Origin of the sequence: Sporosarcina sp. UB5, from assembly GCF_050859005.1 — a bacterium.
Taxonomy (GTDB): domain Bacteria; phylum Bacillota; class Bacilli; order Bacillales_A; family Planococcaceae; genus Sporosarcina.
Genome location: NZ_CP125984.1, coordinates 2,963,127 through 2,976,113, shown reverse-complemented (window position 1 = coordinate 2,976,113; position 12,987 = coordinate 2,963,127). Strand labels below are relative to the sequence as shown.

Here is a 12,987-nt window from a genome sequence, read left to right as displayed (position 1 = left end):
GATGAAGAAAGCGAAAGAATTGTTACCTGTCATTCCGAAATTGAATACTTTTCCAAAGTTCGGACGTGTCGTCCGCGTCGTTGGTCTTATGATCGAATCACAAGGACCTGAAAGCTCTGTCGGAGATGTATGCCTTATCCATTTGAATAATGGAGGAAAGCAAAATTCGGTCATCATGGCTGAAGTCGTCGGATTCAGAGAAGAAATCGTCATTCTGATGCCTTACTCGAATATTACCGAAATCTCTAGCGGCTGTCTTGTCGAATGTACAGGCAAACCACTTGAAGTGAAAGTCGGCACGAACTTGATTGGAAAAGTAATTGACTCCATGGGCAACCCAATAGACGGTAGTCCACTTCCAAAAGGGTTATCGACAGTACGGACAGAGCAAAATCCACCGAACGTCATGTCAAGATTGCCAATAAGTGAAAAACTTGCTGTTGGCGTCAAAGCAATTGATGGGATGCTAACTGTCGGAAATGGCCAAAGGGTTGGGATTTTTGCTGGATCTGGCGTCGGAAAAAGCACGTTACTTGGAATGATTGCAAGAAATACGACAGCCGATTTAAACGTTATCGGACTAATCGGTGAGCGCGGACGCGAAGTCCGTGAGTTTATCGAACGGGATTTAGGCCCTGAAGGGTTAAGTAAAACAATTGTCGTTGCAGCTACATCCGATCAGCCTGCACTAATGAGGATAAAAGGAGCATTCACTGCAACTGCGATCGCGGAATATTTTCGGGATAAAGGGATGAACGTCATGTTAATGATGGATTCCGTTACACGGGTTGCGATGGCGCAAAGGGAAATTGGTCTTGCGGTCGGGGAACCCCCAGCAACACGTGGATATACGCCGTCCGTATTCTCGATTTTACCGAAACTTCTCGAGCGAGCCGGGACGAATGATATCGGTGCGATTACTGCTTTTTACACAGTTCTCGTTGATGGCGATGACATGAACGAGCCGATTGCAGATGCAGTTCGTGGCATACTCGACGGGCACATCGTCTTGGATAGGACGCTTGCGAACAGAGGGCAATACCCGGCAATTAACGTCTTGAAAAGCGTGAGTCGTCTCATGAATCATATCGCCAGTCCGGAACATGTAAAGGCAGCTGAAAAGCTCCGCGAGTTGTATTATACGTACGACAAATCGGAAGATCTTATTAATATCGGTGCATATAAGCGAGGCACTTCGAGGGAAATTGACGAAGCCATCGAGTACGAACCGCATATTACCCACTTTTTGAAGCAGAGCTATCAAGACAATGTAAAGATGGAAGATACAATTGAACAATTGATATCACTTGCTCCGGGAGGCGGTTCACAATGAATTCTTACGAATACCGATTTGAAAAGGTGCTCGAATACCGGGAACAAGAGAAAGCAGAGACCGAAATGGAATTTAAGAAGGCAGTCGATTCCTTCGAAACAGTTGCAACGGAATTGTATAAACTCTTGAAGCAAAAGGAAGATGTCATTGCCAGCCATCAGGAAAAAATGAAGGAAGGCTACACGATTAATGAAATTCATAGTTATACCCGATTTATTGACAGCCTCGATAAACGAATTGCTACACTTCAACAAAAAGTTATTAAAGCTCGGTCCAAAATGAATTGGTTCGAAGAAAAACTGCTTGAAAGAACAATTGAAGTGAAAAAGTTTGAAAAGATGAAGGAAAAAGATCGAGAACATTATCGTACTGAAATGGAACAGGCAGAAGCAAGTTTGTTGGATGAATTATCAACTTTGAAGTTCCATAGAAGAGAAATAGGGTGGTAATTTGGCAAGGAATTCAAAACTGCAAGAAGACGAGAACATCGTTGTAAAGAAAAAAGGCACCCGCCTCTTCCAGGATGTGTTGATATGGACGCTCATCCCGTTGCTATTCACGACGATGGTGCTATTAATTATCGCATATGTTGCTGATGTGAACGTCTTTGACAAAGCGAAAGAGTGGACGAGGGCTCTTCCGTTCGCTGAAAAGGTTGACGATGACGAAAATAAAGGCAACATAGTCATCGAAGAGCGCGTCGTTGAATTGCAAGCTGAAATTCAAGAGAAGGAAGCCCAACTCTACAAACTCCAGGAAGACTTGGCGAAATCAGAGGACGAAAAACAGTCATTGCTTGCCGAGCAAACCGGCTTGCTTGCGCAAATCGAAGCTTTAAAGATGGAAAAAGAAGATTATCATCGCGACATGAAAGAAATCATTTCTACATTCGAAAAAATGTCAGCAAAATCTGCAGCACCTGTCATTACAAGTATGAGTGATGCAGAAGCAATCCAAATACTATCAAGCTTAAAGCCTGAAGTTCTCGCACCAATATTGGAAAAGATGTCGCCTAAAGACGCTGCGAAATATACGAGTCTCATGACGAAATAGGTTAGAACTGAATGTATCGTTCCATGAAAGGGGGTGAAAAAGTGAATATTGGAGCATTGCAATCCATGATGGGGATGAATCAAGTATCTACAAATAACATTCAAAAGCAGGACCCGGCAACTACAAAATTCGGAGCAGTATTTGCAAACGTCACTAATAGCACATCCGAAATCGAGAGTCCAATTGGCGGGGACGTTCCAATCGAATGGATAACAGATGTATTTAATGCGTCAACTATTGATGAATTTAACAATGCTAGACGAACGGATAACGCACTGTCTCTTCATATCGAACAAAGTGGGAACGGAAGTTTGGAAGATATCGCAAAACTGCTAACTATCGATACGGATGAAACAATCGAAAACCTTCAACAGCTGTTGAAGAAATCTGGCATGACAAAAGTTGAAATTGATGAATTAACGATCGCGTCTGACATATGGACATTGTTAAACATGATCGACGAAGTGGGTATTCGGTTTTTTGACAATCTGAATGAAGCACTTCAAAATCCGGCTTCAAGGGATAAAGCTTTCCAACTCCAGTCGCTTGTTAAATTGATAGATTTGATTGCACAAAGAATGGACATGGTCATTACGATGGAACAGAAGGCAGATAGTTTACGCCAATTGCTTACACATGCCGCTGGACAATTCGAGCAAAGAATCGTAGCGATGGAGAAACAGGATCAGCCATTCATCCAACAAAAAACAGACTTTAGAATCGTGCTAGAAACGAATTCGGCAACTTCAACGAATGCCGAAGGGTCTGGGCAAAAACAAGGTGATACACCATTGCATTCAAGTTCTGCACATGCAGCCGCTACAACAGCAAGAGTCGAAATTTCTGTGCACCAGACTGATTCACCTTCAGCGAATCGAAGCGAATCTTTCCTAAGAGAAATGCAGGCGCTTATGAAAAGGTCGAACTTTGGACAAGTTGGTGGGTCTAATCGAATGCTCATTAAACTGTATCCCGAACATCTTGGTCAAATTCGCATCGAGCTACTTGAAACGAACGGCATCATGACTGCAAGGATCCTTGCGTCAACCGCTTTTGCAAAAGGACTGCTCGACAGCCAATTGCATCAACTGAAACATGCATTTAATCAGCAAAACTTGCAAGTTGACCGCGTCGACATTTCGCAAACTATCCAAGAATCACAAAGAAATGAGCGCGAACAATCATTTAATGAACAGTTTAAACGGGAACAACAGACAGATGATAACAAACATACTGAATCACCTGATGAAGAGCGATCATTCGAAGAATATATGATCGAATTGGAGGTGTAGTAAATGATTGAAGGACAAAAACCAATTACTGAATCAATGTTCCTCATAAATAAACAACGGGACCAACGAAAAACAGGGCCGGATACGATGGGCAAGGACGCATTCATGAAAATCCTTATTGCACAACTGCAAAACCAAGATCCGACGAACCCGATGAAAGACAACGAATTCATTGCACAGATGGCACAGTTTTCGTCTTTAGAACAAACGATGAACTTAGCTAGCGCCTTTGAAAAGTTCGCCGAGGCACAAAACCAATCCCAATTGATTCAATACAACCAATTCGTCGGTAAGAATGTCCGTTGGCATGAAATGACGGATAAGAAAGACGAAGCGGGGAAGCCGGTTGTCAATGAAGGGACAGGCATCATTCAATCAGCAAAATTTGTAAACGGATCCGTCGTCTTTACAATGGCCGGTGGGAAGGAATTAACACCTGGCAATATTTCTGAAGTACTATCAAGCTCAGGAAATACAAATAGCTTAGTAGAAGCGAGTCTCTTAATTGGAAAAACAGTCGGATACATAGACGGAGAAGAGGATAAGTCTGGACGTATCGTTTCAGTTTCTAATAAAGAAGGGAAACTTCAATACATTTTGGAAGATGGTAGCCGATTGGACGGAAACTCATTTACTTCCATTAGCCAATAAGAAATAAGGAGCACGTGTATGAACAAGTTAAACATCCATCACGTTCCATCACAACCGCTCATCCGTCATGGGCAACCATTAAAAACGCCGCCACAGCCAAAGCAGTCGTTTGTTGAACAGCTGAACAAAGCTATCCATCCACAAGATTTGAAAATAAGCAAACACGCAAACGACAGGTTAAGAGAGCGGAATATTCATATTTCAGATACTGAATGGGCGCACATTACTAACAAGGTGAATGAAGCCAAAGTGAAGGGAATCAAAGAATCGCTCGTGTTAATGGAACAAGCAGCACTGATCGTTAGCGCTAAAAATTCCACAGTCATCACGGCGATGGATCGGAACGAAGCGAAAGACCAATTATTCACAAACATCGACGGCACAATCGTGCTCAACTAACACCGGCAGGACCTCAGAAAGAGGATGCCGACATACTGCCGACCGACAGAGGCAGATTAAATCTACTATCCGAGAGGAGAAACATATATGTTACGATCAATGTACTCAGGAATCTCAGGCCTCCGAAACTTCCAAACAAAACTAGACGTTATCGGAAATAATATCTCGAACGTGAATACGTATGGGTTTAAAAAAGGGCGCGTAATCTTTAAAGACTTAATCTCGCAAACGGTTGCGGGTGCATCGGCTGGAAGTGATGCACGAGGTGGTGTTAACCCTAAGCAAGTAGGACTCGGCTCCCAAGTTTCTGCAATTGATACGATTCACGCGGGAGGGTCAACACAATTTACAGGGAATACACTTGACCTTGCGATTTCGGGAGACGGATTTTTCCAAGTTGCTGATGGGACTGGTGGTGATCCATTAACCGGAATCACAGGGTTTGTTAATCCTTTATATACACGTGCAGGAAATTTTTATATGGATAATAATGGTTACTTAGTTAATGGAGATGGAAAGTTTTTAGTAGGGTATTCTGCAACTGGTTGGGATGGAGATTTAGACAATGTTGATGATGCTTCATTTCCACCAGCAAATGATATTGAAGTAGATACAAATGCAACTGGGAATCTTGATGATCCGGATGAGGATAATGGCTTTCTACCCGACATTCCTCCTGTAACTAATGCAGGAGATTATCACCCTATCAGAATACCTACAAATGCTCAGTCTATGAGCATTGGACAAGATGGAACAATAACGTTTGTTGATTCAGAAGGAGTACTACGATGGGCAGGGCAATTAGTACTTGCGAAATTCCCTAACCCAGGTGGCCTAAATAAAGTAGGTGGGAATTATTTTAAAGATACAGCTAACTCTGGCGCCCCTGTAAATCAAGTGGCTACAAAAGAAGGACTAGGTTCTATCGAATCCGGCTTCCTAGAAATGTCCAACGTCGACCTTGCTGAAGAATTCACCGAAATGATCGTCGCGCAACGTGGTTTACAAGCAAACACACGTATCATCACAACATCGGACGAAATCCTTCAAGAGCTTGTCAACTTGAAACGATAATTATAGTTTTAACTTACTATTTTAATGGATTTTAACCTGAGATAAGAGTAGTTGCTTGAAGTGTAAGCGCGAGACTCCTGCGGGAATAGCATGAGCCTTGAGACCCCGCAGGTAGCGAAGCGGACGAGGAGGCTCAAGCCATGCCCGCGGAAAGCGAGTGCTGAAACGGAAAGCAACGACTTATGTTATAGAGTAAGGTCTTTATTGATAAAATTGATTAAATATGCGTTATCACAGTAAAGGAGGGTCGGGCCGGCCCTGTGCCCGGCCCCTTACATATGATTAAAGTCACACGACTCAATGGCAAAACATTCACGTTGAACGCACTATACATAGAAACAGTCGAATCGTTTCCCGATACGACAATCACATTGACGACCGGCACCAAATACGTCGTCCTCGACCCAATCGACGAAATCAATCGTCGCATCATTGAATTCTATCAGTCGGTCCAACTATTATCGAATCCGCATACACGGGGTGAAGAAAATGAAAAATAAAGCATTGACAATCGTACTTATCATTGTAGTTACGTTAACACTTGTCGGGATCATCGGCCTAATCCTCACTTTGCAACTAAAAGGAGACTCTACAAGTAAAGAGCCGACAATCGATGACATTATTGAAGCATCCGTCGACGTACCGGAAATAATGACGAACTTATCTGGCCGACAATTTATCCGGATTTCATTAAAAATCCAAACGACAGATAAAAAAGCCGCTGAAGAACTTGCCAAGCGAGACTTCCAAGTTCAAAATCTCGTCATCCAGGAACTTTCTGAAATGACAGCGAAAGACTTTGAAGGAAAAGCGGGAAAACAAGCATTTGAGGATTCTATCAAATCACAATTGAATCCCCTCATGCAAAACGGTGAAATCGAAAAAGTGTACATCGTCTCTTATATTATTCAATAAATAACCGATGGACATATACTATGCCGGGAGGTGGCCTTATGCCGGGGGAAATTTTATCCCAACATGAAATTGATGCTTTATTATCGGCGTTATCGACAGGTGAAATGTCTGCGGAAGAGATGAAGAAGGAAGATGAGACCCGGAAGGTCAAAGTATATGATTTCAAACGTGCCCTCCGCTTCTCGAAAGACCAAATTCGTAGCTTAACGAGAATTCACGAAAACTTTGCTAGGTTGTTAACGACGTACTTTTCCGCGCAACTTAGGACATATATCCAAATAAATGTCGCTTCGGTCGATCAAATTCCATTTGAGGAATTCATACGTTCGATCCCGAATATGACATTGCTTAATATTTTCGAAGTGCCGCCACTTGAGGGCAATATTATTATGGAAGTAAATCCGAATGTCGCTTATTCAATGCTTGACCGTTTAATGGGCGGAGCGGGTGAAAGCACAGGAAAAGTAAATAATATGACGGAAATCGAAACGAAAATATTAACAAGTCTTTTTGAGCGGTCATTTGATAATTTGCGTGAAGCATGGTCTGGTATAATTGAAATAGATCCTTTCCTTTCAGAAATGGAAGTGAATCCACAATTTCTTCAAATGATTTCACCGAACGAGACGGTCGTCGTCATCTCATTTAACATCGTTATTGGAGAGTCGAGCGGCATGATCAATATATGTATTCCTCATGTCGTCCTTGAACCAATCGTCCCCAATTTATCGGTACGTTATTGGATGCAGACAAACAAGAAAGAACCGTCACCCGAACAAAGCGTCATTTTAGAAAAACGATTAAAACAAGCGGCCTTACCCCTTACTACCGAATTAGGGAAAGGGACGATGTCGGTCGAGGATTTCTTACATCTTCAAGTCGGAGATGTCATTTCGCTTGACCGAAAAATCGATGATCCGTTACTTGTAAAAGTGGGCGACATACCTAAATTCACAGCACAACCTGGTCATCTTCGAAATAGGATGGCTATACAAATAATAGATACCTTGAATGGAGGGGATGAAGATGATGAGTGATCATGTGCTTTCTCAAGAAGAAATTGAAGCATTGCTACGCGGGGAACCGATTCGCATGGAAGAAACAGCAACATCGTCCTCTGAACATCAGGATGTTAACGACCAATTAAGTGAGATGGAAAAGGATGCCCTAGGCGAAATTGGGAATATTTCTTTCGGCAGCTCCGCGACAGCCCTCTCCTCATTACTTGGGCAGAAAGTGGAAATAACTACTCCTGCAATTAATGTAGTAGATCGTAGTATGCTTGAAGCCGAATTTATCCACCCATATGTTGCAATTCAGGTGGAATATACGGAAGGCTTGAATGGCACAAATCTGCTAGTCATTAAACAGAGCGATGCGGCAATTATCGCTGATCTCATGCTTGGTGGAGATGGAATGTCTCCGAATGAAGAATTAAATGAAATTCATCTGAGTGCCGTACAGGAAGCGATGAATCAAATGATGGGCTCGGCAGCAACGTCGATGTCCACTGTTTTCAATAAGAAAGTCGATATCTCCCCTCCTTCAATCGACTTGATGAATATGCAAAACGAGGAAGGCGCCGAAAAGATTCCGAAAGACGAATTGTTAATTAAAGTATCTTTCGAGTTGAAAGTTGGTAAATTAATTGATTCCAACATTATGCAACTTTTCCCGCTGCAGTTCGGCAAAAACCTTGTTGCATCGCTTATGGGCATGGGTGCGGAGGAGGAGGTTGCTGTTGCATTGGAGGCGCCTACTCGACCATCTCCAACAAATGAACAACAACCGCAGCAACGGGATTTACTAGAAGATAACTTCACAGGATTTGGTAACGAGCAAAATGCGCCGCAACCGATTGAGCAATCAGCTTATGAGCAACCGTATTACGAACAACCCGTTCAGCAACAAATGCCAAAAAGGCAAAATGAGCCACCTGTACACGTGCAACAGGCACGCTTTGCAAGTTTTGAAAGTCCTTCATTGAATCAGTCGGAAACGAACAACTTAAATATGTTGTTAGATATCCCGCTACAAGTGACTGTCGAACTTGGAAGAACAAAACGCTCGGTAAAAGAAATCCTTGAAATGTCCAGTGGTTCCATCATAGAATTGGATAAGCTGGCGGGCGAACCAGTCGATATTTTAGTAAACAATCGCCATATCGCCAAAGGGGAAGTCGTTGTCATCGATGAAAACTTCGGCGTACGTATAACTGACATAATGAGTCAGACAGAACGATTAAATAATTTACGATAAGATCTGGGAGGTTACTAGAATGGGTAAACGTATTTTAATAGTGGATGATGCGGCATTTATGCGAATGATGATTAAAGATATTTTGACAAAGAACAATTTTGAAGTAGTCGGAGAGGCTGCGGATGGTGTTCAAGCTGTTGAAAAGTATATGGAACTGAAGCCAGACCTCGTAACGATGGATATTACGATGCCTGAAATGGACGGCATTGCGGCATTAAAAGCTATTAAAGAAAAAGACCCGTCTGCAACAATCATCATGTGTTCTGCTATGGGGCAACAAGCGATGGTTATCGATGCAATTCAAGCGGGAGCTAAAGACTTCATAGTGAAACCGTTCCAAGCTGACCGTGTCGTCGAAGCAATCCAAAAAGCATTAGGTTAACTTATGAATCTATCAATTTTTTTAAAGTGTTCATCGGCTCTCTTGCTAGCAATCTATATTCTTTTCATTCCAACCGAAACATATGCAGAAACTGATTCGAATAGTAAATCAGTATCCGATTGGTACGGGACAGACGATGACAGTGGACAAGGTTCTACAAATGTAATTGATAAAGACGAACCAGCTGCCAACCACTCGCAAGATGGGGCAGCTGTCGGCTTGTCATGGTGGGATTATACGAAGACATTATTAGCATTATTTTTCGTAGTCGGCTTGCTTCTCGCGCTATTAAAGTTCATAAACCGAAAGAACCGGGCGTTTAGCCAACATCGCTTAATGAAAAATGTCGGGGGTCTCTCTTTAGGACAACAAAAATCGATTCAGTTAGTTGTCATTGGTGATTCCTATTATCTCATTGGAGTGGGAGACGAAGTAAGGCTTTTAAAGGAAATTACGGATGCACATGAGGTTAAGGCATTAGAAAATTACTTTGAAGAGGAAGAGTACCACTCACCTCCAGGTCTTATGAATAAATGGCTAACGATGTTCCCACTACGTAAAGGGGATCTGTCCGAAGAGGGGGACGAACCCGCCGATTTCAAAAAAATGTTTACTTCTAGGCTCGATGAATTGAAGGCGGAGCGAAAAAAACATTTAAACCGATTGGCAGAAAAGGAGAGCAGAAGAGATGAATGATTTCGTCCAGTTTTTTTCGGACAGCAACACGGCAAATGTATCGACATCCATCAAAATGCTTCTCCTTCTCACAGTATTGTCGCTTGCACCGGCAATCCTTATTCTTATGACGTCGTTCGCACGAATTGTCATTGTTTTATCTTTTGTTAGGACGGCACTTGCAACACAGCAAATGCCACCGAACCAAGTCATTGTCGGGCTTGCTTTGTTTTTGACGTTTTTCGTTATGGCGCCTACATTTCAACAGGTGAACGAAACAGCGCTAACGCCTCTTTTCGCTGACGAAATTACACTTGAAGAAGCATATGAACAAGCTAGTTTGCCGTTTAAGGAGTTTATGAGCAAACATACGCGTCAAAAGGACTTAGAATTATTTCTGCGGTACAATCAAGCAGAGCGGCCTGAAACATTGGAAGAAATTCCATTAACGATGCTCGTGCCAGCTTTCGCATTAAGCGAAATTAAGACAGCATTCCAAATGGGCTTCATGATATTCATTCCGTTTCTTGTCATTGACATGATCGTTGCAAGTGTTCTTATGTCAATGGGGATGATGATGTTACCACCTGTTATGATTTCTTTGCCTTTTAAAATTTTGTTGTTTGTACTCGTCGATGGATGGTTTCTCGTTGTTAAATCTTTATTACAAAGTTTTTAGAGGTAACATTTTGGCTGCAAACCTTTTAGCATTGCTCATCTGTCATGTTCTTTTGGAAAATCGTATTTTTACAGTTTAGGAGTGGTTAGTAATGACAGGTGAAATAGTTATTGAAATAGCTGAGCGAGCTGTTTGGGTCATTTTATTAACTTCAGGTCCGCTGTTAGTTGTCGCATTGTTGACTGGGTTGTCTGTCAGCATTTTTCAAGCGACGACACAAATTCAGGAACAGACATTGGCGTTTGTACCGAAAATCATCGCAGTCCTTGTTGCCATCGTTTTTTTCGGGCCTTGGATGCTGGCGAGGGTTACGGCATTCGCGACAGATATATTTGATAATTTAGTCCGGTATATCGGGTGATGGAATGGAAGAACTAATTCCTTCATTTGCCGCATACTTGCTAATTTTGACAAGAGTAACCGCCTTCATCGTAACCGTCCCTCTATTTTCCTATCGGGCGATTCCGACGACGCAAAGAATTATTTTTGCTGCATTATTAGCTTGGATGATGGTGTATACGATCGATGCTCCGGCTCTTGAAATTAATGGTTTATACATACTCCTTATTATTAAGGAAGCGACTACCGGATTATTTATCGGCATCGTTGCCTATATCGTCATGTCGGCAATTCAGATTGCCGGTGGCTTTATCGATTTCCAAATGGGCTTTGCGATTGCGAACGTCATTGACCCACAAACCGGAGCTCAATCTCCGTTGCTTGGCCAGTTTTTCAATGCACTCGCCATATTGCTGTTGCTGACATTGAATGGACATCATATGCTACTTGACGGAATCTTTTACAGTTATCGTTTCATTCCAATCGATTTGCTTTGGCCTGCATTCGGTGAAGGGCGGCTAATCGAGTTCGTCATTCGGACATTTGCGACAATGTTCGCGATTGCATTTCAGATGGCAATCCCTATTGTCGCAACACTATTTCTCGTCGACTTAGCTTTAGGTATAACAGCGAGAACGGTTCCACAACTGAATATTTTCGTTGTCGGATTTCCTATAAAAATTGGTGTCAGTTTTCTTGTTCTAGTGACGATGTTCACGGTCATGATTGCGATGATGCGTAAATTGTTTGAAGTGATGATGTCGGCGATGAGGGATTTAATGATCATCTTAGGAGGTGGCTGACGAATGATTCGTCTGGATTTACAGTTTTTTGCAGGCGAAAAGACGGAAAAGGCCACTCCGAAGAAACGACAAGATTCGCGTAAGAAAGGACAAGTCCTAAAGAGTCAAGATGTAACGACTGCAATTGTCCTTCTCTTCGTATTCTTATTCTTATTTTTTACTGCCGGCTTCATGAGGGACCGGTTCTTTGTTTTCTTTACGCATACATTTACAGAGTCCATCTTAATTGCATCATTAGATATCGACCAAACGATGATCCTCTACCAAGAAATGATTGTACAAATGGCATATGTCCTCCTTCCAGTCATGGCGATAGCTGTTATCGCGGGCATAGGAGGAAATTTAATGCAATTCGGATTGTTATTTACAGCTGAACCATTGAAGTTTGACTTGAAAAAAATCGATCCAATTAAAGGGCTAAAGCGGATATTTTCCATTCGGGCACTCGTCGAATTGCTGAAATCATTGTTGAAAATCTCTTTTATCGGATCAGTGACGACGTTCATTCTTGTTATGAATATCGATAAGGTGTTAGGTCTTGCATTCAAGACGCCATATGACACGTTAGTAATCGTCGGGCAATTAGTTGCCTTAATGGGAATTGTCTCATCCTTTGTCTTATTATTCATTTCAGTTTTGGATTATTTTTATCAGAAATTCGATTACGAGAAAAACTTACGCATGTCCAAACAAGATATAAAAGATGAACATAAAAATACGGAAGGTGACCCAATCATCAAGTCACGCATTAAGCAACGCCAAAGAGAAATGGCAATGCGAAGGATGATGCAGGAAGTGCCTCAGGCGGATGTAATCATTACGAATCCGACCCACTTTGCAATAGCACTTAAATATGATGATGAAGAAATGGATGCACCTATCGTTATTGCAAAAGGGGCAGACTTTATTGCCCAAAAGATAAAGCTTATTGCGAAAGAACATGATATCGTCATGGTTGAAAATCGTCCACTTGCAAGAGCACTCTATGATGATGTGGAGATTGGGGACCGTATCCCAGACCGGTTTTTTAAAACGGTCGCTGAAATATTGGCGTATGTTTACCGAATACAACAGAAAATTTAACTTGAATGAGCATACTTGCAGATCAAGTAAAGTCTTCGGCAGATGACACG

General features: G+C 42.1%; 17 protein-coding genes. All 17 read left to right on the top strand.

The genetic code is table 11. From position 1 onward, the window contains the following. The first annotated feature begins 1 nt into the window (after window position 1). Window positions 2-1,333, top strand: coding sequence for a flagellar protein export ATPase FliI (gene fliI / locus QM454_RS15000; RefSeq protein ID WP_432359340.1), 1,332 nt, complete (start codon window positions 2-4; stop codon window positions 1,331-1,333). After that, window positions 1,330-1,782 (top strand): flagellar export protein FliJ, encoded by a 453-nt coding sequence (gene fliJ / locus QM454_RS14995; RefSeq protein ID WP_432359338.1) that lies wholly within the window; start codon window positions 1,330-1,332, stop codon window positions 1,780-1,782. Before fliI ends, fliJ begins: the two co-directional genes overlap by 4 nt. A 1-nt stretch (window position 1,783) precedes the next feature. After that, on the top strand, window positions 1,784-2,386 hold the full coding sequence (locus QM454_RS14990; RefSeq protein ID WP_432359336.1) for a MotE family protein: 603 nt from the start codon (window positions 1,784-1,786) through the stop codon (window positions 2,384-2,386). Between the two features lie 41 nt (window positions 2,387-2,427). Further along, window positions 2,428-3,678 carry a flagellar hook-length control protein FliK gene (locus tag QM454_RS14985; RefSeq protein ID WP_432359334.1) on the top strand — a complete coding sequence of 417 codons (1,251 nt, stop codon included), beginning with the start codon at window positions 2,428-2,430 and terminating at the stop codon, window positions 3,676-3,678. Window positions 3,679-3,681: 3 nt separating this feature from the next. Next, window positions 3,682-4,329 (top strand): flagellar hook assembly protein FlgD, encoded by a 648-nt coding sequence (flgD, locus tag QM454_RS14980; protein ID WP_432359332.1) that lies wholly within the window; start codon window positions 3,682-3,684, stop codon window positions 4,327-4,329. 18 nt (window positions 4,330-4,347) lie between these two features. Beyond that, window positions 4,348-4,728 carry a TIGR02530 family flagellar biosynthesis protein gene (locus QM454_RS14975; RefSeq protein WP_432359330.1) on the top strand — a complete coding sequence of 127 codons (381 nt, stop codon included), beginning with the start codon at window positions 4,348-4,350 and terminating at the stop codon, window positions 4,726-4,728. 87 nt (window positions 4,729-4,815) lie between these two features. After that, the gene (locus QM454_RS14970; RefSeq protein ID WP_432359328.1) at window positions 4,816-5,802 is read left to right on the top strand and encodes a flagellar hook-basal body complex protein; all 987 of its coding nucleotides are present in this window, start codon (window positions 4,816-4,818) and stop codon (window positions 5,800-5,802) included. Window positions 5,803-6,080: 278 nt separating this feature from the next. Then, on the top strand, window positions 6,081-6,302 hold the full coding sequence (locus QM454_RS14965) for a flagellar FlbD family protein (protein WP_432364041.1): 222 nt from the start codon (window positions 6,081-6,083) through the stop codon (window positions 6,300-6,302). After that, entirely contained in the window at window positions 6,292-6,717 is a 426-nt protein-coding gene (fliL, locus tag QM454_RS14960; RefSeq protein ID WP_432359327.1) for a flagellar basal body-associated protein FliL, read from the top strand. Before QM454_RS14965 ends, fliL begins: the two co-directional genes overlap by 11 nt. Window positions 6,718-6,755: 38 nt before the next feature. Continuing rightward, window positions 6,756-7,754, top strand: a complete 999-nt coding sequence (gene fliM / locus QM454_RS14955; RefSeq protein ID WP_432359325.1) for a flagellar motor switch protein FliM — start codon at window positions 6,756-6,758, stop codon at window positions 7,752-7,754. Beyond that, window positions 7,747-8,976 carry a flagellar motor switch phosphatase FliY gene (fliY, locus tag QM454_RS14950; protein WP_432364039.1) on the top strand — a complete coding sequence of 410 codons (1,230 nt, stop codon included), beginning with the start codon at window positions 7,747-7,749 and terminating at the stop codon, window positions 8,974-8,976. The genes fliM and fliY overlap by 8 nt, the downstream gene beginning before the upstream one ends. Before the next feature lie 19 nt (window positions 8,977-8,995). After that, a complete protein-coding gene (locus QM454_RS14945) occupies window positions 8,996-9,358 on the top strand; it encodes a response regulator (RefSeq protein WP_432359323.1) in 363 nt (120 codons plus the stop codon). A 3-nt stretch (window positions 9,359-9,361) separates the two neighbouring features. Further along, window positions 9,362-10,054, top strand: a complete 693-nt coding sequence (locus tag QM454_RS14940; protein WP_432359321.1) for a flagellar biosynthetic protein FliO — start codon at window positions 9,362-9,364, stop codon at window positions 10,052-10,054. Beyond that, window positions 10,047-10,712 (top strand): flagellar type III secretion system pore protein FliP, encoded by a 666-nt coding sequence (gene fliP / locus QM454_RS14935; protein ID WP_432359320.1) that lies wholly within the window; start codon window positions 10,047-10,049, stop codon window positions 10,710-10,712. Before QM454_RS14940 ends, fliP begins: the two co-directional genes overlap by 8 nt. 91 nt (window positions 10,713-10,803) lie before the next feature. Further along, the gene (fliQ, locus tag QM454_RS14930; RefSeq protein ID WP_432359318.1) at window positions 10,804-11,073 is read left to right on the top strand and encodes a flagellar biosynthesis protein FliQ; all 270 of its coding nucleotides are present in this window, start codon (window positions 10,804-10,806) and stop codon (window positions 11,071-11,073) included. 4 nt (window positions 11,074-11,077) lie between these two features. Then, on the top strand, window positions 11,078-11,854 hold the full coding sequence (fliR, locus tag QM454_RS14925) for a flagellar biosynthetic protein FliR (RefSeq protein ID WP_432359316.1): 777 nt from the start codon (window positions 11,078-11,080) through the stop codon (window positions 11,852-11,854). A gap of 3 nt (window positions 11,855-11,857) precedes the next feature. After that, the gene (gene flhB, locus QM454_RS14920; protein ID WP_432359314.1) at window positions 11,858-12,937 is read left to right on the top strand and encodes a flagellar biosynthesis protein FlhB; all 1,080 of its coding nucleotides are present in this window, start codon (window positions 11,858-11,860) and stop codon (window positions 12,935-12,937) included. The last annotated feature ends 50 nt before the right edge of the window (window positions 12,938-12,987 follow it).